Origin of the sequence: Isoptericola sp. NPDC056134, assembly GCF_042264825.1 — a bacterium.
Classification (GTDB): Bacteria; Actinomycetota; Actinomycetes; order Actinomycetales; family Cellulomonadaceae; genus Isoptericola; species Isoptericola nanjingensis.
In genome coordinates this window covers 186725-207714 of sequence record NZ_JBHJVM010000003.1, presented here as the reverse complement: position 1 = coordinate 207714, position 20990 = coordinate 186725, and the positions used below count along the sequence as shown (strand labels likewise).

Genomic DNA, 20990 nt, shown 5'->3' with positions numbered 1-20990 from the left:
GTCGGAGCGGCCGGCGCGTCAGACCCGGCGGAACGGGGCGAGCGTGGCCCGCACCTGCTCGGCGGCGCCCCAGTCGTCGTCGAACTGCGCGACGACGGCGAGGTGCTGGCGCAGCTGCAGGATCGGCATGCGGTCGCGCCACGCGCGATCGAGGCCGGTGAGCTCGGCGTAGAGATCGAAGAACCCGCGGGACTCGGGCGGCGGCGCCGTCGTCCAGAGGTGGGCCAGGTCGACCTCGGCCCACGTGTAGGACACGGCGGGGTCGATCAGCGCGGGCCGCCCGTCGGCGGTCGCGAGGACGTTCTGCGCCCACAGGTCGCCGTGCGTCAGGCACGCGGGGCGGTCCGGGAGCAGCTCGGGGAGCCGGGCGCACAGGTGCTCCAGGGCCGTCCGGTCCGCGGGACCCAGGGCGGCGTCGACCCGCGGCTCGCCCAGCCACCGCAGCAGGCGGCTCCGCGCGAAGAAGGCGAACCCGTCGTCCTCCCAGGTGTTGTCCTGCCGGCGGCGGCCCAGCCAGTTGTCCCGGTGCCAGCCGAAGCGGTCGTGGGTCGTGGCGTGCAGCTCGGCGAGCGTGTGCGCGAGCCGCTCCCAGAACGCTTCGTCCCGGGGGCGTGGGTACAGCACCTCGAGGACGAGCAGGCCCGGGTCGGCGAGGATCACCGCCGGCGTGACGACGCCGCCGAGCTCCCGCAGCGCCGTCAGGCCCTCGGCCTCGGCGGCGAAGGCGTCGTCGGACGGGGCCTCCTCGAACCCCTTGACGAACACCGCGGTGCCGTCGGCACGCCGCGCCAGGGCGGCGGTCGCGGCGAGCCCGCCGGTCGCGGGGCACAGGTGCTCCACGTCGGAGATCCCCGACGCGTGGAGGCGGGTCAGCAGCACCGTCATCGGGTCGGTCACGAGCGACTCCCTCTCTGGGCCTTCTCGGGCGGCTCCTGCGGCGGGGCGGCCAGCGCAGCGCGGTCGGCGACCGCGCCCACCGCCCGCTCCAGCGGCCCTCGTCCGAGCAGGAACCGCCACGCCGTCGCCGCGGCGAGGGTGACCAGCACCATCACGAGCAGCGGGCCGTTGGTGGTGGACCCCAGCAGGTCCCAGTGCCAGATGGCGACGATCTGCAGCGAGTACACGGTCAGCGCCATCGACCCGACCGCGGCGAGCGGGGCCAGCACCCACCGCCCGACCCGCCCGACGTACAGGCACAGGCCCACGACCGCCGCCGCGAACCCGCCCGACGCGAGCACCTCGATCGTCGTGTCGTCGTGCGGGCCGTCGAGGAAGAGCCCCGCGACGCCGGGCCACGGGTCGCCCCAGGCGAACGGCGCGCCGTCGACGGACTGCCGCGCCATGACCTGGGAGGTCAGCACGACCTCCTCCCCGCCGGCGGCGCCCACCACCGCGCCGGAGAGGAACGAGAGCGCGCCCCACGCGGCCAGCCCGCCCAGCAGGAGCCCGCGGCGCAGCCGCGGCGAGCGCAGGTCGCAGCGTCCGATCGCCATGCCCGCGAGCACGTACGCCATCCAGACGATCGCCGGGTAGTGGCCGGTGAGCACGAAGTCCGTGACGGCGCCGGAACCGTCGTGCGGCAGCCGCAGACCGGCCCGCAGCAACGCCTCCGGCCCCCAGTACGCGAGCAGCGGCCCCACCAGGGCGACCACCGCGGCGAGCGCGAGGAGGCGCGGGGGCCGCCAGCGCAGGAACGGCAGCGCGAGCGCGAAGTAGCAGGCGTAGAAGCCCAGGATGAGGGCGACGCGCGTGCCGAGGAGGTCGAGCAGCGCGACGACCACCAGCAGCAGCGCGGCGCGCACGAGCAGGCGGAGGCGGGCCCGTCGCAGCGGGTCGCCGTCGAGAAGGTGTGGCCCCCCGGTGACGATCGCGACGGAGACGCCCGCCACCAGCGCGAACAGGATCGAGGAGTGGCCGTGGGAGAGGTCGAGCAGCCACCAGGCGGGTCCGGCGTCGGGCGTCGTCACGCCCACGTGGGCGGTGAACATGCCCAGGACGGCGATCCCGCGGGCGACGTCGACGCCCGGGACGCGCCCCGGGCCGCCGGCGAGACGGCGCGTGCCGGCGCGCAGCCCGGCACGAAGACGGGAGGTCGGCGCGCCGGTGGCCGCGGTCATGGCGTGATGATGCCACCGGCGGGTGGTGCGCGTCGTCCCGGTGCGTGAGAACGCCACGGCCTGCAGGCCGCGCGGTCACTACGGTGGGAGCATGAGTGACCTCAGCGCGGAGCCCGCACCCCAGGGCGACCCCGAACCCGCCGGTGCCGACCTCAACGACGCGATCGAGGCACCCAGCACCCACCACACGGTGCCCAGCAAGGAGTCCGAGTCGTACACGCACGGGCACCACGAGTCCGTGCTGCGCTCGCACCGCAGCCGCACGGCCCAGAACTCGGCCGGCTTCCTGGTGCCGCACCTGCGCGACGACATGTCCCTGCTCGACGTCGGCTGCGGCCCTGGCACGGTGACCACCGACTTCGCCCGGATCCTCGCCGGCGGCGAGGTCGTGGGCGTCGACGCCAGCCCCAAGGTGCTCGAGGCGGCGCGCGAGCACGCCGCGGCCCTCGGGTACGGCAACGTCCGCTTCCAGCAGGCGAACGCCTACGAGCTGCCGTTCGAGGACGACTCCTTCGACGTCGTGTACGCGCACCAGCTGCTGCAGCACCTGTCCGACCCGGTCGCCGCGCTGCGCGAGATGAAGCGCGTCGCGAAGCCGGGCGGGATGGTCGCGGTGCGCGACGCCGACTACGCGGGCATGGCCTGGTACCCCGAGACCCCGGGCCTGACGGAGTGGAACGAGCTGTACCACGAGGTCACGCACGCCTACGGGTTCGAGCCGGACGCCGGCCGCCGCCTCATGTCGTGGGTGCAGGAGGCGGGGCTGGACGGCATCGTGCCCTCCGCGTCGTCGTGGTGCTACGCCACCCCGACCGACCGGCAGTGGTGGGGCGAGCTGTGGGCCGAGCGCTGCGTGGAGTCCAACTTCGCGGTGCAGGCCAAGGAGTCGGGCCTGGCCGACGACGTCGCGCTCGAGCAGATCGCGCAGGACTGGCAGGCGTGGGCGCAGGCGCCCGACGGCTGGTTCGCCATCCTGCACGGCGAGGTGCTCGCCCGCGCCTGACGGTGCGGCTGACGGTGCCGCGCACGCGCCCCGCGTAACCTGGGCGCGTGCGCATCGCGAGATTCACCACCGGAGACGACCCCCGCTTCGCCCTCGTCCAGCAGGAGGGCGACAAGACGTTCCTCGCCGTCCTCGGCGGCGACCCGCTCTACATGCCGGCGATGCCGACGGGGGAGCGGATCGAGCTGGGCGACGGCGTCCGGCTGCTCGCCCCGGTGATCCCGCGCTCCAAGGTGGTCGCCGTCGGCAAGAACTACGCCGACCACGCCAAGGAGATGGGCGGCGAGGTGCCGGCCACGCCGCTGCTGTTCTTCAAGCCCAACACCGCCGTCGTCGGGCCCGACGACCCGGTGGTGCTGCCCGAGTTCACGCGCGAGGTCAGCTACGAGGCCGAGCTCGCCGTCGTCATCTCCAAGGTGTGCAAGGACGTCGAGCCGGAGAACGTGCGCTCCTACGTGCTCGGCTACACCGTCGCCAACGACGTCACCGCCCGCGACGCGCAGCGCACCGACGGCCAGTGGGCGCGAGCCAAGGGCTTCGACACCTCCTGCCCGCTCGGCCCGTGGATCGACACGGACCTGAACCCCGAGGACGTCGCCGTGCGGTCCCGCGTCAACGGCGAGCTCAAGCAGGACGGCCGTACCGCGGACATGGTCTTCGACGTGCCGTTCCTCGTGTCGTACATCAGCAAGGCGATGACCCTGCTGCCCGGGGACGTCATCCTCACCGGCACGCCGGCGGGGGTGGGCCGCATCGACCACGGCGACCGCGTGGAGTGCGAGGTCGAGGGCATCGGCGTCCTCGCCAACCCCGTGTTCCGGCGTGACTGAGACGCCGCTGCGCGACGACGCACGGTCGGTGCTGCGGCGGATGCCCGCCGCCGACGCCGGGCAGTCCGCGCTGCGCGACCGGTTCGTCGCGCACCTCGACGCGCACCCCGACGGCGTGCTGCGCGCGTGCCGCCCGGACCACGTCACCGCGTCCACGGTGGTGCTGTCGGGCGACGCCTCGCGCGTGCTGCTGACCCTGCACGCGAAGGCGGGCCGCTGGTTCCAGCTCGGCGGGCACGCCGAGCCCGACGACGCCACGCTGGCCGCGGCTGCCCGCCGCGAGGCCGTCGAGGAGTCCGGGGTGGAGGTCGACCTCGACCCGGTGCCCGTGCACCTCGACGAGCACGCCGTGCCGTTCTGCGGGCCGGGCGGCGACGCGCACCACCTGGACGTGCGCTTCGTCGCCGTCGCGCCCGACGGCGCACGGCACGCCGTGAGCGACGAGTCGCTGGACGTGCGGTGGTGGCCCGTCGACGACCTGCCGAACCCGGACCTCGCCGAGCCGGTGGCGCTCGCTGTCGCACGGGTACGGGGCGCCTGACACCGACCGTCCGACGGCCCGCGGCGGGACAACTACGCTGGACCCCGTGATCCCCGCTGCCGGCTCCTCCGACGTCCGTGTCCGCTTCGCCCCGTCCCCGACGGGCATGTTCCACGTGGGCGGTGCCCGCTCCGCCCTGTTCAACTGGGCGGTCGCCAAGCAGCAGGGCGGCACGTTCGTGCTGCGGGTCGAGGACACCGACGCCGCGCGCAACAAGCCCGAGTGGGTGGACGGCATCCTGAACGCTCTCGCGGCGCTCGGCATGCACGCCGAGGACCCGACGTTCGAGGGACCGTACTTCCAGTCGCAGAACGTCGAGAAGCACCGCGAGGCGTCGGCCCGCCTGTACGAGGCCGGCCGCGCGTACTACTGCGACTGCTCCCGCGACGACGTCGCCGCCCGCACCGGCAACGCGCACTCCGGCTACGACGGCTTCTGCCGCGACCGCGGCCTCACCTACGAGCCGGGCCGGGCGCTGCGCTTCCGCACCCCCGACGACCGCGAGACCCAGGTCGTCGACCTCATCCGCGGCAACCCGACGTTCCCGAACTCCGCGATGGAGGACTTCGTCGTCGCGCGCGGGGACGGCTCGCCCGTCTTCCTGCTCGCGAACGTCGTGGACGACCTCGACGAGGGCATCACCCACGTCATCCGCGGCGAGGAGCACCTGCCGAACACGCCCAAGCAGCAGCTGCTGTGGGAGGCGCTCGGCGCGCAGCCGCCGACGTGGGCGCACCTGCCGGTGATCGTGAACGAGAAGCGCCAGAAGCTCTCCAAGCGCCGGGACAAGGTCGCGCTCGAGGACTACCTCGCCGAGGGCTACCTGCCCGACGCGATGGTCAACTACCTCATGCTGCTCGGCTGGGCGCCCGGCAACGACGAGGAGATCCTCCCGTTCGACGAGCTGGTCGAGCGGTTCCGCATCGAGGACGTCAACAGCGCCTCGGCGTTCTTCGACGTCAAGAAGCTGCTGTCGTTCAACGGCGAGTACATCCGGAAGATGTCGGTCGAGGACTTCGTCGCCGCCGTCGACCCGTGGCTGCACGCCCCCAAGGCGCCCTGGACCGAGGAGCAGTACGACGCCGCCGCGTTCGGACGCGTCGCTCCGCTCGCCCAGTCGCGCGTCGCCCTGCTGGCGGACATCACCGACAACGTGGACTTCCTCTTCCTCGACGAGCCGGTCGACGACGAGCGCTCGTGGGCCAAGGCGATGAAGGACGGCGCCGCCGAGCTGCTCGCCGACGCCCGCGCGGCGCTCGCGGACCTCGCGACGTGGGAGGCGGAGCCGCTCAAGGACCTCGTCACGGCGGTGGGAGAGAAGCACGGGCTCAAGCTCGGCAAGGCGCAGGCGCCGGTGCGCGTCGCCGTCACGGGCCGCACGATCGGCCTGCCGCTGTTCGAGTCGCTCGAGGTGCTCGGCCGCGAACGGACCCTCGCCCGCGTCGACGCCGCGCTGGCGAAGCTGTGAGGGTCGACGGCGTCCTGCTCGACGTCGACGACACGCTCGTCGACACCAAGGGCGGGTTCGCCCAGGCTCTCACCGCGGTCGCCGTCGAGTACCTGCCGCACGTGCCGGCGGACCGCTACCCCGAGCTGCTGGCGCACTGGCGCACCGACCCGGGCGGCTACTACAAGCGCTTCACGCGCGGCGAGACCGACGCCCTCACCCAGCGCCGGCTGCGCGCCGACCTCCTGCACCGCACCTTCGGCGGCGAGCCGGTCACGGAGGACTCCTTCGCCGACTGGGACGCCCTGTTCTGGGGCACGTTCGAGCGGTCGTGGGCGCCGTTCGACGACTCCGCGGCCGCCCTCGACGCACTGCGTGCCGCCGGCGTGCGGATCGGCGTCGTGACGAACGCGTACACGGAGCTCCAGGAGCGCAAGCTGCGCGCCGCCGGCCTCGAGGGCGTCCCCGTGCTCGTGGGCGTGGACACGCTCGGCTACGGCAAGCCGCACCCCGACGTCTTCGTCGAGGGCGCCCGCCGCCTCGGCACCGACGTCGCGCGCACCGCGTACGTCGGCGACGAGCCCACGACGGACGCCCGCGCCGCTCGCGACGCCGGCCTCGTCGGCGTCTGGCTGGACCGGCCCGGTGCCCGCCGCGACGACGAGCACCACGTGGACGCCGACGCCCTGCGCGCCGACGGCATCGTCGTGCTGCCCGGGCTCGCCGGGCTGCCCGCCGCCCTCGGCCTCTGACCAGCTCGCTCAGAGGGCGAGCAGCAGGACGGCGGCGAGCGCGATCCCCGTGACGACGACGGTGCCCAGGGCGCCGAGCAGCAGCGGACGGCGGGCGGTGCGCGCCAGGCGCGGGACGTCGACGCCGGTGCCGAGGGCGAACATCGCGGCGACGAACAGGACCGTCGTGAGCTGCTGGGCGGTGTCGGTGACGACGTCGGGCAGCAGTCCCGTGCTGCGGACCAGCACCGCGACGAGGAAGCCCAGCACGAAGCCGGGGACGAGCGGGGCGCGTCGGCCGCGGGCCGTCGTGCCGCCCTCGGGGGACTCGGGCACGAGGTCGTCCCCGGGCGCGGCGGTGAGCGCCGCGCGCCGCGAGAGCAGCGCGCCGGCGCCGGCGACCAGGGGCGCGAGCAGCACCACGCGGGCCAGCTTGGTGACGGTCGCGGTGGCCAGCGCGGCGGCCGAGACGGTGCCCGCGGCGGCGACCACCTGGGCCACCTCCTGGACGCTCGCGCCGATCCAGAGCCCCGCCTGGTGGTCGTCGAGCCCGATCGCCCCGGCGAGGGCGGGCAGGACGAAGATCGCGACCGTCCCGTAGACGGTGACGAGGGCGAGCGCGGCGGCCACGTCGTCCCGCAGCCGGGCGGGCGCAGATCCCGCGCGCGGGTCGCGCTCGAGCACGCTCGTCATCGCGGAGACCGCCGCGGCGCCGCAGATCGAGAACCCGGTGGCGACGAGCAGCGCGGTGGCGCGGGGCACCCGCAGCAGCCGGCCGAGGCCGAGGATCGCCGCGAACGTCCCCGTCACGGTGATCACCACGACGGCGATCCCGCGCCAGCCGAGCGCGAGGACGTCGGGGATCGAGAGCTGCAGGCCGAGCAGCACCACGCCGGCGCGCAGCACCGTGCGCGCCGTCCAGTCGGTGCCCGGCCCGACCTGCTCCGCGAACCTCGCGGTGCGGGCGCCCCGCGGCACGAAACGCCCCAGCGCGGAGCCGAGCACGGCGCCGGCCACGAGGGCCAGGACCAGGGGCGACAGCGCACCGTTCGTCAGCGGGGCGATGAGCCGGCTGACGCCGAGCAGGACCACGGTCGCCACGGCGGCCAGCGCGAGGCCCGGACCGAGACGGGAGGCGCCGCGGGAGGTCCGGTACGTGGTCTGGTCCACGGTCGGGGCCGAGGGCTGAGCTGGAGGCACGTGACCAGGCTCGCGACCCGCGCGACGACCCGGAAGCGCCAGGTGCCGATCGATCCATAGACTGACGCTATGGCAGAACGTCCCCCGCTGGCCGCACTCGAACTGCTGGTCGCCCTCGATGCCCACGGCTCGATCTCCGCCGCGGCCCGGGCGGCCGGCGTCTCCCAGCCCACCGCGTCCGCTGGCCTGCACCGGCTCGAGCGCCGTCTCGGCCTCGAGCTGCTGTCCCGCGGGCCGCGCGGCACGGCGCTCACCGCCGTCGGGCGCCAGGTGGCGGAGGCGGCGCGCGGCGTCGTGGACGCCACGGACCGCTTCGAGGCCGCGGCCGCCGCGCTGCGCTCCGCGCCCGTCCCCGGGTTGCGCGTGGCCGCGAGCCTCACGATCGCCGAGTACCTGGCGCCGCGCTGGCTCGCGGCGTTCGGGCGGGACGAGCGCGAGCGGACCGGAGCGGCGCCCGACGTCGAGCTCGTCGTGCGCAACTCCCGCGAGGTCATGGAGCTCGTGCTCGACGGCGCGGCCGAGCTCGGGTTCGTGGAGAGCCCGACCGTGCGACGCGGGCTGCGCTCGCGCACGGTGGCCCACGACGAGCTGGTGGCCGTCGTCGCCCCCGCGCACCCGTGGGCGCGACGACGGTCCGTCAGCCCCGCGGGCCTCGCCGCGGGGCACCTCGTGCTGCGCGAGGTCGGCTCGGGCACCCGCGACGTGCTGGAGGACGCGCTCGGCCAGGCGGGCGTCCGCCTGCCGTCCCACGTCACCGCGCTGGGCTCCACGGCGGCCGTGAAGTCCGCCGTGCGGCACGGGGACGGTGTGACGGTCCTGTCCGCGCTGACCGTGGCGGACGACGTGGCGGCAGGCCACCTGGTGACCGTCCCGATCGCCCAGCTCGACCTCTCGCGCCGCTTGCGCGTGGTGTGGCGCGACGGCGCGTCGCTGTCCGCGCCGGCGCGGAGGCTCGCCGCCGTCGCCGGCGCGCGCTGACGGACGCTCAGCGCCGCCGGGCGCGGTACGCGTGGGTGACGTACGGCAGCTCGATCTCGGCGCGACCGGCGAGGTCGGGGTGCGTGTCCTCCAGGGCGTCGACCTCGGCCAGGCGCGCCTCGCGCTCGGCCTCCGGGAGCCTCAGCAGATAGCTGCGCGTCCCCGCGAGCGCGCGCAGCGCGCCGGCCGGGAGGCGGTCGACCCAGCGGAACGTGCCGGCCTCGACGGCTGTGAACCGGTCGCCGAGCTCCGTCAGGGCGTCGTGACCGGCCGCGGGCTCGAGGCGGTCGCCTCGGTGCAGGATCTCGCCGAACCGCGCGACCCAGTCGACCTCGGCGTCGCGGTCGTTCCAGACGACGCCGAGCGTGCCGCCCGGCCGCAGGACGCGGGCGATCTCCGTCGCCGCGGCGTCGGCGTCGAACCAGTGCCACGCCTGGGCGACCAGGACGGCGTCGACGGACGCGTCCGGGAGGGGGAGGTGCTCGGCGGCGCCCTGGCGGGTGGCGACGCCCGGCAGGCGCGCGGAGAGCTCGGCGAGCATGGGCAGCGACGGGTCGACGGCGACGACGTCCGTGCCCGCCCCGGCGAGGTCGACGACGACCTCGGTGAGCTTGCCCGTCCCGGCGGCGAGGTCGAGGACCCGCCGCGCGCCCGCGGGGAGCATCCACCCGACGGCGTCCCGCGGGTACGTGGGCCTGACCTGGGCGTACACGTCGGCGTCCCGGTCGAACGAGGCCGCGCGGTCGGCGTGGTCGTGCGGGTCGTGCCCGGCGGAGGCGGGCGCGGGCGAGGGCGGCGGGGGAGTCGAGGAGGCCATGCGGGGAGCCTGCCACGGCCGTCGTCCGAGCGTGACGTACGGCACCTCGCGCGCGTTTTGGCCGACGGCCACCTGTCCGGTAATGTTTTCCGACGTTGGGCCTGACGCCGGCGCTCCGATCATGTCGGATTTGCCCGGAAGGCTCGATCCATTGGGGTATGGTGTAATTGGCAGCACGAGAGATTCTGATTCTCTTAGTCTAGGTTCGAGTCCTGGTACCCCAGCGCAGTGCTCTTCGCCCGCCTGGTGCGGTGTGTAGAGTTCTCACCGGCACGAAGGTCCTCGAGACCGTCGAGTCATAGGCCCCCATCGTCTAGCGGCCTAGGACGCCGCCCTCTCACGGCGGTAACGCGGGTTCAAATCCCGCTGGGGGTACGCAGGTCGTCCGTCTCGACGGGCGGTCGCACGGTTCAGGTCTCGACACCCGAACCAGCTCCAGGCCCCCATCGTCTAGCGGCCTAGGACGCCGCCCTCTCACGGCGGTAACGCGGGTTCAAATCCCGCTGGGGGTACACAGCAGGCATCTCACAGGCAAGGCCCGGTCCACGCGGACCGGGCCTTCGTCGTTCCACGGCTCCTGACGGAACCGGCTCAGAGGAACGGGTCGGGCACGATCGCGCCGTCGCTGCGCGGGTGGTCGTAACTCGCACCGGTGGGCTTCCAGGTCACGGGGTGCGCCCCGGCGCTGGGCTGCGCCTCGGGCGGGCGGGGCGCCGGGTTCGACGGCTGCACGGCGATCGGCTGCGTGGTGGGGCGGGGGCCCTCCGACGCCTCGCGGCCGGGCACGACGGTCGGTGCGCCGGGGGTCCCGCCGGGGGCACCGTCCGGCGGCCGCGTGGGCCCGCCGCCCAGATCGTCGTCGTCGTCCAGGCGCGGGCCGCCCGGCGTGAAGAGGGTGTCGCACAGGGTGCGGTAGGTGGAGTCCGGGCGCGGGACGAACCTGATCGTGCGCAGGGCCTGGTCCTGGCCGGCGGACTCCATGTCGAAGCGGCCGTAGCCGAGGACCTGGCCCGTGGGGCTGCGCGAGTACCCCATGTCGGTGACCTTCTTCATCGGCATCATCGCGACCTTGTGCACGACGAGCCCGTACAGCAGCAGGAGCCGCTTGTCGGTCGCGACGAACCACTCGTAGCGCCACTCGAGCCACTTCCAGGCGAGGCGACCGGCGACGACGAACCACACCACCCACAGCCACCCCACCGTGGAGCGCACGTCGACCGGCGTCGACATGACGATGGTGCCGATCAGCAGGAACGCGGCGGCCGTCGTCGCGATCGGCTCGAGGAGCAGCGCCCAGTGGTGGCGCGTCGCGACGATCACCCGCTCGTTCGGGAGCACGTACCGACGCAGGTGCGCGTGCGCGCGCACCCGGTCGCGCTCGCGCCTCTCGTCGGTGATCACGGGGTTCTCCGGGCCGTCGTCAGTCGGTCAGGTTCGCGAAGAACTGCCCGAAGCTGGAGAACGCGTTGGTGATGAAGTCCCAGATCGCCGTGACGATGTTCGCCGCACGGTCAGGGCTGCTCACGATCGCGTAGATCAGGAAGATCACGACGATCCAGATCAGCAGTGTCTTGGCCTTCGCGGGCATCAGGTCCTCACGCCTCTCGGGTCGCAGGGCAGGGCTGCCCCGTCAGCCAGGAGCGTACTGACCTGGGCGGGGGCCCGACAGCACCGGGGCCGGCGCGCCGCGTGGAGTGGCGGCGGGCCGGGCCCGGCGGTCGGCCCCGAGAGGGGCGGTGGTCAGGGAGGACGTCGTCACTCGCCGGCGCGGCGCAGCACCTCGGTCAGGCGGTTGGCGGCGGAGACGACGGCGGCGGAGTGCAGGCGTCCCGGCTGGCGGGTGAGGCGCTCGACCGGCCCGGAGACGGACACGGACGCCACGACCCGGCCGGAGGGCCCGCGCACCGGCGCCGAGACGGACGCGACGCCGAGCTCACGCTCGGAGACCGACTGCGCCCACCCGCGGCGTCGGACGCCGGAGAGGATCGTCGCGGTGAACACGGCCTCGCGCAGGCCGCGGTGCAGGCGGTCCGGCTCCTCCCAGGCCAGGAGGATCTGCGCCGCGGAGCCCGCGTGCATCGTGAGGGTGGCGCCGACGGGGATCGAGTCGCGCAGCCCGACCGGCCGCTCGGCGGCGGCCACGCAGACGCGATGGTCGCCCTGGCGGCGGTAGAGCTGTGCGCTCTCGCCCGTGTGGTCGCGCAGTGCCGTGAGCACGGGGTTGGCCGCGGCGAGCAGCCGGTCCTCGCCGGCCGCCGTCGCGAGCTCGTTGAGGCGCGGTCCGAGCACGAACCGGCCCTGCATGTCGCGGCCCACGAGACGGTGGTGCTCGAGGGCGACGGCGAGGCGATGCGCCGTGGGGCGGGCGAGCCCGGTCGAGGAGACCAGCTGCGCCAGAGTGGCAGGACCAGCCTCCAGAGCGCCCAGCACGGACGCGGCCTTGTCGAGTACGCCGACTCCGCTAGTATCGTCCATAGGACGATATTGACGTCTCAGTCACTGAGATTGCAAGTCGGGGACCGCATCTCACGGGACGGAACCGTCTCACGAGCCGGGCCCTCCGGGGTCCGAACGACGGTATCGCCCGGCGAGGCAGCCGACGAGATCGACCGAGACACAGCACACGCACGACGGCCGCGGGGACGCGGCGGACGAGGAGCACATGATGGCCGGCACGCTGGCAGAGAAGGTCTGGGAGGCGCACCTGGTGCGTCGTGGCAGCGACGGGGCGCCCGACCTCCTCTACATCGACCTGCACCTCGTGCACGAGGTGACGAGCCCGCAGGCGTTCGAGGGGCTGCGGCTCGCCGGGCGCCCCGTCCGCCGTCCCGATCTCACGATCGCGACCGAGGACCACAACACCCCGACGCTCGACATCGACCTGCCGATCGCGGACCTCACCAGCCGCACGCAGATCGACACGCTGCGCAACAACGCCAGGGAGTTCGGCGTCCGCATCCACTCCCTGGGCGACGCCGACCAGGGCATCGTCCACCAGGTGGGCCCGCAGCTCGGCCTGACCATGCCGGGCCTGACCGTCGTCTGCGGCGACTCGCACACCTCGACGCACGGCGCGTTCGGCGCTCTGGCCTTCGGCATCGGCACCTCCGAGGTCGAGCACGTGCTCGCCACGCAGACCCTGCCCCTCGCCCCGTTCAAGACGATGGCGATCACGGTGAACGGCGAGCTGCCCCCCGGCGCCACCAGCAAGGACATCATCCTGGCGATCATCGCCAAGATCGGCACCGGCGGCGGGCAGGGCTACGTGCTCGAGTACCGCGGCGAGGCCATCCGCAAGCTCTCGATGGAGGCGCGGATGACCATCTGCAACATGTCCATCGAGGCCGGCGCCCGCGCGGGCATGATCGCGCCCGACCAGACGACGTTCGACTACCTCCAGGGGCGCCCGCACGCGCCCGAGGGCGAGGACTGGGACGCCGCCGTCGAGTACTGGACGACGCTGCGCAGCGACGACGACGCCGAGTTCGACGCCGAGGTCGTGCTGGAGGCGGCCGACCTCGAGCCGTTCGTCACGTGGGGCACCAACCCTGGCCAGGGGCTGCCGCTGTCGGCGTCCGTGCCGGTGCCGGCGGAGATCGCCGACGCCAACGAGCGCGTCACCGCCGAGCGCGCGCTGGAGTACATGGGCCTGGAGGGCGGCACGCCGCTGCGCGACGTCAAGGTCGACACGGTCTTCATCGGCTCCTGCACCAACGGCCGCATCGAGGACTTGCGCTCCGTGGCGAAGGTGCTCCAGGGCCGGCAGAAGGCGGACGACGTGCGCGTGCTCGTCGTGCCCGCGTCCGCCCGCGTGCGCCTGCAGGCCGAGGCCGAGGGCCTGGACGTCATCTTCAAGGAGTTCGGCGCCGAGTGGCGCAACGCCGGCTGCTCCATGTGCCTCGGCATGAACCCCGACCAGCTCGCGCCGGGCGAGCGCGCGGCGTCCACCTCGAACCGCAACTTCGAGGGCCGCCAGGGCAAGGGCGGGCGCACGCACCTCGTGTCGCCGCTGGTCGCGGCCGCGACCGCCGTCCGCGGCACGCTGTCGTCGGTCGCCGACCTCGAGTTCGAGGGCGACGTCGACCTCACGACGTTCGACGGCACCCCGCTGGCGCCGCTGTCCGCCCCGTCCTTCGTCTGACCCCCACCCCGTAGCAGGAGATCGTCATGGAGAAGTTCACCACCCACACGGGCGTCGGGGTGCCGCTGCGCCGCACCAACGTCGACACCGACCAGATCATCCCCGCCGTCTACCTCAAGCGGGTCACCCGCACGGGCTTCGAGGACGCGCTGTTCGCGGCCTGGCGCGGCGACCCCACCTTCGTGCTCAACCAGGACGCGTACAAGGCCGGCTCCGTGCTGGTCGCGGGCGCCGACTTCGGCACGGGCTCCTCGCGCGAGCACGCCGTGTGGGCGCTCAAGGACTACGGCTTCCGCGTCGTGCTCGCGCCCCGGTTCGCGGACATCTTCCGCGGCAACTCGGGCAAGCAGGGCCTCGTGGCCGGCATCGTCGCGCAGGAGGACATCGAGATCCTCTGGAAGATCCTCGAGACCAAGCCCGGCACCGAGGTGACCGTGGACCTCGAGGCGCGCACCGCGCACGCCGACGACGTCACCGTGCCCTTCCAGATCGACGACTACACGCGCTGGCGCCTCATGGAGGGCCTCGACGACATCGGCCTCACGCTGCAGCACGAGGACGACATCGCGGCCTTCGAGGCGGGGCGCGCGGCCTGGCGGCCGAAGACGCTGCCGGCCAAGCACCTGCCGAGCGTCCCGATCGAGCCGGCGCGCCCGGTCGGCTGACCCGCTCGACCACGTCCGCGCCGGGGCCCGTCCATCCTCAGAGGGTGGGCGGGCCCTGGCGCACCCGCTCGAGCAGGCGTTCGGGCGTCGCCTCCGCCGGGTCCCACCAGGAGTCGACGAACCAGGTCGCCCCGGCCTCCGCGAACGCGCGAGCCTGGTCGCGGGCCTCGGCCGCGTCGGACGGGAGGAGGCCGGACGCGACGACGTCGAACGGTCCGGCGTCGGGCGCGCGCTGCTCGGCGATCCACGCGGTGAGCTCGCGGACGGCGTCCGGCCCGGCCTCCGCCTCCTCCGGCGTCGCGCCCCGAGCCTGCACGACGATCCCGTCCCAGCGCAGTGTGCGGTGCAGGTTCTTCAGGGGCGGGTTCGTGGCGTCCCAGACGCCGACCGGCCACACGGGGATGCGGCCGCGCACCGGGGGAGCGGCGAACCGGAACGGCCCGGTGCGCACCTGCGCGCCGTCGGCCTCGAACGTCTCGCCGGACCACGACGTGCGCAGCCACTCGAGCGTCTCGTCGAGCGCCTGCGCCCGGTCGCGCAGGGCGGTCACCTGCCCCGGGACGGACGTGAACCCGCGGTCGTCGAGCACGCCGACGCCGGCCGGGAGCACGAGCCGCCCGCCCGACAGGTGGTCGACCGTCAGCGCGCGCTGCGCCAGCTCCCACGCCCGGTGCCGTGGCACCGCGAAGACCATGGCGCCGAGCGTGATGCGCTCCGTCACGGCCGCGGCGCCGGCGAGGACCGCGAACGGGTCCCAGGCCGTCAGGGCGTCGCCACCCCAGTCGCCCATGCTCATCCCGTCCCAGCTGAAGAAGCCGTCCCAGCCGTGCTCCTCGCACTCGCGGGCGAGGGCGACGTTCTGCTGCGGGGTGCCGAAGCTGCCGACGAAACCGAACCTCATGTGCGTCTCCTTCGTCGTCCTGGGGTCTGCGTCGACGCTACGCGCGGCGTCCGACACGGCCGTGGCACACGGGGAACGTAGGGTGTCCGGGTGCCTGACGAGAACGAGAAGCCCCTGGTCGAGATGTGGACCGACGGTGCCTGCAAGGGCAACCCCGGCATCGGCGGCTGGGGTGCGCTGCTGAAGGCAGGGGAGCACACCAAGGAGCTCTACGGCGGCGAGACCGTCACGACCAACAACCGCATGGAGCTCACCGCCGTCGTCGAGGCGCTGCGCGCGCTCAAGCGGCCCAGCACCGTGGTGATCCACGTCGACTCCTCGTACGTGATGAACGGCATGAAGTCCTGGATCGCCGGCTGGAAGCGCAACGGCTGGACGACGGCGGCCAAGAAGCCCGTGAAGAACGTGGACCTGTGGCAGGCGCTCGACGCCGAGGTGACCAAGCACGACGTGCGCTGGGTGTGGGTCAAGGGGCACGCCGGCGACCCGGGGAACGAGCGCGCCGACGCGCTCGCGAACCTGGGCGTGGACTCCGTCCGCTAGGTGCGACGGACGTCACGCCGCAGGGGGTGGCGCGCGCTAATAGGCTGGACCCATGGCTTCCCACTACGACGTCGTCCTCCTCGGGGCTGGCCCCGGCGGCTATGTCGCCGCGATCCGTGCGGCCCAGCTCGGCAAGTCCGTCGCCATCATCGAGGAGAAGTACTGGGGTGGTGTCTGCCTCAACGTGGGCTGCATCCCCTCCAAGGCGCTGCTGCGCAACGCGGAGCTCGCCCACATCTTCAACCACCAGGCCGACTTCTTCGGCATGTCCGGTGACGTGACGTTCGACTTCGGCAAGGCGTTCGACCGGTCCCGCGAGGTCGCGGACGGCCGCACCAAGGGCGTCCACTTCCTGATGAAGAAGAACAAGATCACCGAGCTCGACGGCCGCGGCACGTTCCGCGACGCGAACACCATCGAGGTCGCGCTGAACAAGGGCGGCACCGAGACGGTGACGTTCGACAACGCGATCATCGCCACCGGCTCGCAGGTCAAGCTGCTCCCCGGCGTCGAGCTGTCCGAGAACGTCGTGACCTACGAGAAGCAGATCATGACGCGCGAGCTGCCGGAGTCGATCGCCATCGTCGGCGCCGGCGCCATCGGCATGGAGTTCGCCTACGTCCTCAAGAACTACGGCGTGGACGTCACGATCATCGAGTTCCTCGACCGTGCCCTGCCGAACGAGGACGCGGACGTCTCCAAGGAGATCGCCAAGCAGTACAAGAAGCTCGGCATCAAGCTCCTCACCTCCACCGCCGTCCAGACGATCAAGGACAACGGCTCGTCCGTCACCGTCTCCTACAAGGGCGTCAAGGACGACAAGCCCGGCGAGATCGTCGTCGACAAGGTCCTGTCCGCCGTCGGCTTCGCGCCGAACGTCGAGGGCTTCGGCCTCGAGAACACCGGCGTCCAGCTCACCGAGCGCGGCGCCATCGCGATCGACGACCACATGCGCACCAACGTGCCGCACATCTTCGCCATCGGCGACGTCACCGCCAAGCTCATGCTGGCGCACGTCGCGGAGGCGCAGGGCGTCGTCGCCGCCGAGACCATCGGCGGGGCCGAGACCCAGACCCTCGGCGACTACCGCATGATGCCGCGCGCCACGTTCTGCTCCCCGCAGGTCGCGTCGTTCGGCCTCACCGAGCAGCAGGCCAAGGACGAGGGCTACGACGTCAAGGTCGCGTCCTTCCCGTTCATGGCCAACGGCAAGGCCCACGGCCTCGGCGACCCCACCGGCTTCGTCAAGATCGTCGCCGACGCCAAGTACAACGAGCTGCTCGGCGCCCACATGATCGGCCCGGACGTCTCCGAGCTGCTGCCCGAGCTCACCCTCGCGCAGAAGTGGGACCTCACCGCCGACGAGGTCGCGCGCAACGTGCACACGCACCCGACGCTGTCCGAGGCGATCCAGGAGTCCATCCACGGCATCGTGGGGCACATGATCAACTTCTGACGGTCCGTCGTCCTACGACGGTCCGTCACACGAGGCCCGAACCCGCGGAGTCCCGCGGGTTCGGGCCTTCCTTTATCCGGCAGGTGCCCAGGGTGATCTTCGGCCTCGGGGGTCGCGGCCTGCACGTCGACGGACGAGCCTGGGCGGCAGGCGCAGGACCCGACCGAGAAGAAGGAGCCCCCCATGGACGTGCCGCATTTCGTTGCCGACCGGATCCGCGCAGCGGTTCCCGAAGGTGCGAACGTGGTGGCAGGTTCGACGCCGGTCGTCGCGTTCGGCGACGTGTCGACGGCGAGAGTCGCGACAGTCGGTCTGAACCCGAGCAGGATCGAGTTCGAGGTCAAGGGTGTCTGGCTCCACGGCGACCAACGCCGCCTAGCGACGCACCGTTCGCTCGGGGTCGAAACACTGGAGGATGCTTCCGATGATGCTGTCGCCCAGGTCTTGGCGGACTGCTATGCCTACTTCGACACGTCTCGGAACCCCTACTGGCGGTGGTTCCGGCCGCTCGACAAGCTGCTCCAGCACTCTCTCGGTGCGACGTACGAGGGGCGCACCGCGTGCCACCTCGACCTGGTGCAGTGGGCGACCGACCCTGTCTGGGGGAAGCTCAGCGCACCTGTCCGCAAGGAACTGATCGGGCAGGACCGGGACTTCCTCCGCCAACAGCTCGCAAGCGAGAGCATCGGTCTGGTCCTGGCGAACGGCGGGAGAGTCATCGACGAGCTTCGCCGCAGCGGCGTCGACATGGAGGCAAGCGGAGTCGCGGCTGACTCGAAGGGTCGGACCACCCAGATCCAGGCGGGGCACGTCGACGAGGCCGTCTACGTGGGATGGCGGGTGAACCTGCAGAGCTCACCAGGTGTGTCCCTCGAGCTTCGCGACGCTATCGCAGCACGTGTGAGGGACTTGGCAGCGCAGAGCGGGTTCACGCTGTAGTCGACTTCCACGGTGCGCCTCGGGGAGACGCGAAGCGAAGCGAAGCGACGTCGTGGTGGTCATCGTGGACGACGGCGCCAGCAGGAACACGCAAGAACTTGCCGCCTCGCGACATGATGTCGACGACGGACCAACCCCGGGAGGAGTGATGGCGCCATCGGCCAGTGACGGGAAGCCGGCACAGGATCGCCCGCGTCGTCTACGGCCGCCGCTCTGGGCGGTGGTGGCGGCCCTCGGCATCGTCGCGCTCGCCGTCGTCGCCGCCGTCGTGAGACCTGGCGTCACCGCCCCGCCACCCCAGGCGTGCCCGGCGATCGGCTACTCCAGCGTGCTCACGGTGACGCTCGAGGGAGACACGACCGAGGTGGCGGTGCTCCAGGTGCGCGACGGCGACCAATGGCAGCCGCCGTACCCGCCGGACGCGCAGGTGCCCGCGATCCCGACGTCGCACGACGGCGACACGTGGACCTTCACGCTCTTCTCCGCTCCGCGCTCGGTCCAGCTCCGCGTGCTGGACGACGACGGCGACCTGCTCGCGAGGACGGAGGTCGACGTCGGCTGGGTGCGCGTGGGCGGGACGGCCGAGTGCGGCGGGCCGACGGAGGCCGAGGTCGCCTGGGTGCTCTGACGGCCGTGGAGCGCCGGCGACACCCCCTGCCGACCGGGGCGAGTCATCGGACGCGGGCGCCACGACGGGCCACGGCGCGGTCGAGCGCCGTAGCCCGTCGTCCCGGGCGTCGGGCTGCCGACGCCGGTGGGCGCGTCGTCAGGAGGTGACGCGGACCTGCAGCTCCCTCTGGCCGTTCACGACGCGGGTCATGACGTCGGACGTCCGGGTCCGCTCGTACGCGGTCCTGCCGCTGCCGATGACGAGGCTCAGCTCCAGCTCGTCGTTGCGCAGGTTGCCCGCCAGCAGCTTCTGGACCGAGTCGAACGACGTCGGGCCGTAGAACTCCTCCTGGAACGAGTTGCCGCCGACGACGGTGACCACACCGCTCTTGCCCTTGAGGCTCTTCGGGATCGTGAAGTCCTGGCGGAAAACCGTTCGCGTGGCGCCGTCGGTGCCGAGCAGCCGGGTCCGCAGCGCGAGGGTGTGGCCGGCGCGGACCTTCGCGGTCTTGCCGGTCACGTCGATCCAACGGCCGCCCGTGAGCTGCTGGATCGACGTCACGCGGAAGCGCTCCCGGAAGTTGCTGACCCTGACCTCGTTCGTCACCCCGGTGAGCTTGACGTTCGAGACGGACGAGAGCGTGCCCACCACGGTCGGGAGGTCGAAGGCGCCCGCGGAGCCGACGTCCTCGGCCGACTGATACTTGTCGGCGTAGCGCAGCCGGAAGGGGCTCCCGCTGCGGGTGCCGGTGATCGTCCAGGCCTGCGTCTCGGTGCCGCCGGCGACCCCGTCCACCACGCGGTCGTGGTTCGCCATGCCGGCGAGGAGGGTGACGTCCGCGAGGGCGGTCGGGTCCAGCACCTGCGTGGTGCCGGTGCGCGTCTTGCTGCCGTGGGCCACCGTCGACCGGACCGGGGTGGCGGTGGGCGAGGCGCCGAAGGTGCCGGCGATCCCGGCGAGGCGGTCGTCGGTGACGGTCCCGCCGACGTCGCCGAGGTTCGCCACCTTGAACGGCACGCCCAGCGGGTCCTCCTGGACGTAGACCGCGTCGGCGGCCGCCAGACCCAGGCGCGTCGTGCCGGTGAAGTTCAGCGGGTGACCGAAGGCGACCACCCGGTTGCCGCAGACCGAGGTCGCGGTGCCGATGCCGGCGAAGGTGATGTCGCCGTGCGACAGGACCGCGGCCACGTTGCCGCCGGCGACCACGGTGTCGATGCCGGCGGCCGCCGTGCCGCTGGACCGGCCGATGCGGTAGGAGTCCGGGGTCACGAGCTCGCTGCCGCCGGCGGCCTTGACCGCCGTGCGGGCGCGGGCCAGGTCGATCCCGCCGACGCCCATCGGCATCGGCAGCTGACGCAGGCCCTGGGCGGCCTCGGAACGTGTCACGTCGGTCTCGGCCGCGATCCGCGTCGCCAGGCGGGAGCTCACCGCCACCTCGGGCGCAGCCTTCGCGGCACCGAGGTAGCCCTGCATGTCCTCGAACGGCGTGATGCCCGCCACGGGAGAGCTCCCGGCGGCGAGCCCGTAGGCGACCGCGCCGATCAGCCGCCCGTCCTGTGCGTACACCGGCGACCCCGACATGCCCTGCCAGATGCCGCCCGCCGCGTCGATCGCCGGCGACTCGAGCTTGGCGACGATCATGTCCAGGTCCGGGGCGATGCCGTCCGACAGCACGCCGAGCACCTCGCCGGTGAACGGCTGCGGCGTGGTGCCCTTGCTCACCGTCAGCCCGGTGACCGGCGCCCCGCTCACGACGTCGGCAACCGGGAACGGCGCCGCGCAGTCGGGGGTGGGCGCCGCCGTCGCCGAAGGGCCGACCGCCACCAGCCCGGCCAGCACCAGCGCGCCGGCCGCGCCGGACGCCGTCAGACCGGCCGCACGGCGACCGGCCCCGGATCCGGGCAGCCGTCGCCGGCTGCGAGTCGCAGGGTGTCCTTCGATGGGGGGAATGGGCGCCGTCGCCCGGCCGTCCCCTGCGGCAATCTTCGACATTCCGACAGCATCGTCGACCGCTGGTCCCGGCGTTCCGGTGAACACGGGTGAAATCGCGGCGCTCGCGCCCTTCGCGGAG

The 20990-nt window shown here is 73.1% G+C and carries 21 protein-coding genes and 3 tRNA genes; 15 read left to right on the top strand and 9 right to left on the bottom strand.

Features of this window, described 5'->3' with window-relative positions:
• Nucleotides 1-18: 18 nt before the first annotated feature.
• A complete protein-coding gene (locus ACFCZN_RS04875) occupies nucleotides 19-897 on the bottom strand; it encodes a fructosamine kinase family protein (protein WP_430556019.1) in 879 nt (292 codons plus the stop codon).
• Nucleotides 894-2117 (bottom strand): heparan-alpha-glucosaminide N-acetyltransferase domain-containing protein, encoded by a 1224-nt coding sequence (locus ACFCZN_RS04870; RefSeq protein WP_430556018.1) that lies wholly within the window; start codon nucleotides 2115-2117, stop codon nucleotides 894-896. The genes ACFCZN_RS04875 and ACFCZN_RS04870 overlap by 4 nt, the downstream gene beginning before the upstream one ends.
• A 91-nt stretch (nucleotides 2118-2208) precedes the next feature.
• Between ACFCZN_RS04870 and ACFCZN_RS04865 the strand changes: the two genes are divergently transcribed.
• Genes ACFCZN_RS04865 through ACFCZN_RS04845 form a run of 5 tightly spaced genes read left to right on the top strand, consistent with a single transcriptional unit; the run spans nucleotide 2209 to nucleotide 6690 of the window.
• A complete protein-coding gene (locus ACFCZN_RS04865) occupies nucleotides 2209-3120 on the top strand; it encodes a class I SAM-dependent methyltransferase (protein WP_430556017.1) in 912 nt (303 codons plus the stop codon).
• A gap of 47 nt (nucleotides 3121-3167) precedes the next feature.
• On the top strand, nucleotides 3168-3950 hold the full coding sequence (locus ACFCZN_RS04860; protein WP_429763868.1) for a fumarylacetoacetate hydrolase family protein: 783 nt from the start codon (nucleotides 3168-3170) through the stop codon (nucleotides 3948-3950).
• A complete protein-coding gene (locus ACFCZN_RS04855) occupies nucleotides 3943-4491 on the top strand; it encodes an NUDIX hydrolase (protein ID WP_430556016.1) in 549 nt (182 codons plus the stop codon). The genes ACFCZN_RS04860 and ACFCZN_RS04855 overlap by 8 nt, the downstream gene beginning before the upstream one ends.
• 46 nt (nucleotides 4492-4537) lie before the next feature.
• Nucleotides 4538-5959, top strand: coding sequence for a glutamate--tRNA ligase (gltX, locus tag ACFCZN_RS04850; RefSeq protein WP_430556015.1), 1422 nt, complete (start codon nucleotides 4538-4540; stop codon nucleotides 5957-5959).
• Nucleotides 5956-6690, top strand: coding sequence for an HAD family hydrolase (locus tag ACFCZN_RS04845; RefSeq protein ID WP_429763871.1), 735 nt, complete (start codon nucleotides 5956-5958; stop codon nucleotides 6688-6690). Before gltX ends, ACFCZN_RS04845 begins: the two co-directional genes overlap by 4 nt.
• Before the next feature lie 9 nt (nucleotides 6691-6699).
• Here the strand turns inward: ACFCZN_RS04845 and ACFCZN_RS04840 are convergent, their stop codons facing one another.
• Nucleotides 6700-7869 carry a YeiH family protein gene (locus ACFCZN_RS04840; RefSeq protein ID WP_430556014.1) on the bottom strand — a complete coding sequence of 390 codons (1170 nt, stop codon included), beginning with the start codon at nucleotides 7867-7869 and terminating at the stop codon, nucleotides 6700-6702.
• A gap of 69 nt (nucleotides 7870-7938) precedes the next feature.
• On the opposite strand from ACFCZN_RS04840, the gene ACFCZN_RS04835 reads away from it, so the two are divergent.
• Nucleotides 7939-8847, top strand: a complete 909-nt coding sequence (locus ACFCZN_RS04835) for a LysR substrate-binding domain-containing protein (protein WP_430556013.1) — start codon at nucleotides 7939-7941, stop codon at nucleotides 8845-8847.
• A gap of 7 nt (nucleotides 8848-8854) precedes the next feature.
• Here ACFCZN_RS04835 and ACFCZN_RS04830 read toward each other — a convergent pair whose 3' ends face one another.
• Nucleotides 8855-9664: a class I SAM-dependent methyltransferase gene (locus ACFCZN_RS04830; protein WP_430556012.1), complete on the bottom strand. Its 810-nt coding sequence runs from the start codon at nucleotides 9662-9664 to the stop codon at nucleotides 8855-8857.
• Between the two features lie 152 nt (nucleotides 9665-9816).
• Here ACFCZN_RS04830 and ACFCZN_RS04825 point away from each other — a divergent pair.
• From ACFCZN_RS04825 to ACFCZN_RS04815, 3 genes are all read left to right on the top strand, one after another.
• Nucleotides 9817-9888 (top strand) — tRNA-Gln (locus ACFCZN_RS04825).
• 78 nt (nucleotides 9889-9966) lie between these two features.
• A tRNA-Glu gene (locus tag ACFCZN_RS04820) sits at nucleotides 9967-10039 on the top strand.
• Nucleotides 10040-10103: 64 nt separating this feature from the next.
• A tRNA-Glu gene (locus tag ACFCZN_RS04815) sits at nucleotides 10104-10176 on the top strand.
• Between the two features lie 79 nt (nucleotides 10177-10255).
• On the opposite strand, the gene ACFCZN_RS04810 is transcribed toward ACFCZN_RS04815, so the two are convergent.
• The 3 genes from ACFCZN_RS04810 to ACFCZN_RS04800 all read right to left on the bottom strand — a co-directional run bounded on the left by ACFCZN_RS04810 (nucleotide 10256) and on the right by ACFCZN_RS04800 (nucleotide 12139).
• Nucleotides 10256-11065 (bottom strand): PH domain-containing protein, encoded by an 810-nt coding sequence (locus tag ACFCZN_RS04810; RefSeq protein ID WP_429763875.1) that lies wholly within the window; start codon nucleotides 11063-11065, stop codon nucleotides 10256-10258.
• A 19-nt stretch (nucleotides 11066-11084) separates the two neighbouring features.
• On the bottom strand, nucleotides 11085-11252 hold the full coding sequence (locus ACFCZN_RS04805; RefSeq protein ID WP_176168850.1) for a hypothetical protein: 168 nt from the start codon (nucleotides 11250-11252) through the stop codon (nucleotides 11085-11087).
• A gap of 167 nt (nucleotides 11253-11419) precedes the next feature.
• Nucleotides 11420-12139 (bottom strand): IclR family transcriptional regulator, encoded by a 720-nt coding sequence (locus ACFCZN_RS04800; protein ID WP_079574616.1) that lies wholly within the window; start codon nucleotides 12137-12139, stop codon nucleotides 11420-11422.
• A gap of 190 nt (nucleotides 12140-12329) precedes the next feature.
• Between ACFCZN_RS04800 and leuC the strand changes: the two genes are divergently transcribed.
• On the top strand, nucleotides 12330-13805 hold the full coding sequence (gene leuC, locus ACFCZN_RS04795) for a 3-isopropylmalate dehydratase large subunit (RefSeq protein WP_429763876.1): 1476 nt from the start codon (nucleotides 12330-12332) through the stop codon (nucleotides 13803-13805).
• A gap of 26 nt (nucleotides 13806-13831) precedes the next feature.
• The gene (gene leuD / locus ACFCZN_RS04790) at nucleotides 13832-14470 is read left to right on the top strand and encodes a 3-isopropylmalate dehydratase small subunit (protein ID WP_429763877.1); all 639 of its coding nucleotides are present in this window, start codon (nucleotides 13832-13834) and stop codon (nucleotides 14468-14470) included.
• 37 nt (nucleotides 14471-14507) lie between these two features.
• Here the strand turns inward: leuD and ACFCZN_RS04785 are convergent, their stop codons facing one another.
• Nucleotides 14508-15371: an LLM class flavin-dependent oxidoreductase gene (locus ACFCZN_RS04785; RefSeq protein WP_429763878.1), complete on the bottom strand. Its 864-nt coding sequence runs from the start codon at nucleotides 15369-15371 to the stop codon at nucleotides 14508-14510.
• A gap of 123 nt (nucleotides 15372-15494) precedes the next feature.
• Between ACFCZN_RS04785 and rnhA the strand changes: the two genes are divergently transcribed.
• The 4 genes from rnhA (at nucleotide 15495) to ACFCZN_RS04765 (ending at nucleotide 18937) form a co-directional block, all read left to right on the top strand.
• Nucleotides 15495-15914: a ribonuclease HI gene (gene rnhA / locus ACFCZN_RS04780; RefSeq protein ID WP_430556062.1), complete on the top strand. Its 420-nt coding sequence runs from the start codon at nucleotides 15495-15497 to the stop codon at nucleotides 15912-15914.
• A gap of 52 nt (nucleotides 15915-15966) precedes the next feature.
• Entirely contained in the window at nucleotides 15967-17370 is a 1404-nt protein-coding gene (lpdA, locus tag ACFCZN_RS04775) for a dihydrolipoyl dehydrogenase (RefSeq protein WP_429763880.1), read from the top strand.
• Nucleotides 17371-17553: 183 nt separating this feature from the next.
• Nucleotides 17554-18309 carry a hypothetical protein gene (locus ACFCZN_RS04770; RefSeq protein WP_430556011.1) on the top strand — a complete coding sequence of 252 codons (756 nt, stop codon included), beginning with the start codon at nucleotides 17554-17556 and terminating at the stop codon, nucleotides 18307-18309.
• Nucleotides 18310-18529: 220 nt separating this feature from the next.
• On the top strand, nucleotides 18530-18937 hold the full coding sequence (locus ACFCZN_RS04765) for a hypothetical protein (RefSeq protein ID WP_430556010.1): 408 nt from the start codon (nucleotides 18530-18532) through the stop codon (nucleotides 18935-18937).
• A gap of 138 nt (nucleotides 18938-19075) precedes the next feature.
• On the opposite strand, the gene ACFCZN_RS04760 is transcribed toward ACFCZN_RS04765, so the two are convergent.
• A complete protein-coding gene (locus ACFCZN_RS04760; protein ID WP_430556009.1) occupies nucleotides 19076-20758 on the bottom strand; it encodes a SpoIVB peptidase S55 domain-containing protein in 1683 nt (560 codons plus the stop codon).
• Nucleotides 20759-20990: the final 232 nt, after the last annotated feature.

Bases quoted from the DNA above. Each gene is read 5' to 3' on its own strand.
- ACFCZN_RS04830 (WP_430556012.1), bottom strand. From the start codon at position 9,664: ATGGCCTCCTCGACTCCCCCGCCGCCCTCGCCCGCGCCCGCCTCCGCC.
- lpdA (WP_429763880.1), top strand. From the start codon at position 15,967: ATGGCTTCCCACTACGACGTCGTCCTCCTCGGGGCTGGCCCCGGCGGC.
- leuD (WP_429763877.1), top strand. From the start codon at position 13,832: ATGGAGAAGTTCACCACCCACACGGGCGTCGGGGTGCCGCTGCGCCGC.
- leuC (WP_429763876.1), top strand. From the start codon at position 12,330: ATGGCCGGCACGCTGGCAGAGAAGGTCTGGGAGGCGCACCTGGTGCGT.
- ACFCZN_RS04785 (WP_429763878.1), bottom strand. From the start codon at position 15,371: ATGAGGTTCGGTTTCGTCGGCAGCTTCGGCACCCCGCAGCAGAACGTC.
- ACFCZN_RS04800 (WP_079574616.1), bottom strand. From the start codon at position 12,139: ATGGACGATACTAGCGGAGTCGGCGTACTCGACAAGGCCGCGTCCGTG.
- ACFCZN_RS04870 (WP_430556018.1), bottom strand. From the start codon at position 2,117: ATGACCGCGGCCACCGGCGCGCCGACCTCCCGTCTTCGTGCCGGGCTG.
- rnhA (WP_430556062.1), top strand. From the start codon at position 15,495: ATGTGGACCGACGGTGCCTGCAAGGGCAACCCCGGCATCGGCGGCTGG.
- ACFCZN_RS04835 (WP_430556013.1), top strand. From the start codon at position 7,939: ATGGCAGAACGTCCCCCGCTGGCCGCACTCGAACTGCTGGTCGCCCTC.
- ACFCZN_RS04770 (WP_430556011.1), top strand. From the start codon at position 17,554: ATGGACGTGCCGCATTTCGTTGCCGACCGGATCCGCGCAGCGGTTCCC.
- ACFCZN_RS04865 (WP_430556017.1), top strand. From the start codon at position 2,209: ATGAGTGACCTCAGCGCGGAGCCCGCACCCCAGGGCGACCCCGAACCC.
- ACFCZN_RS04805 (WP_176168850.1), bottom strand. From the start codon at position 11,252: ATGCCCGCGAAGGCCAAGACACTGCTGATCTGGATCGTCGTGATCTTC.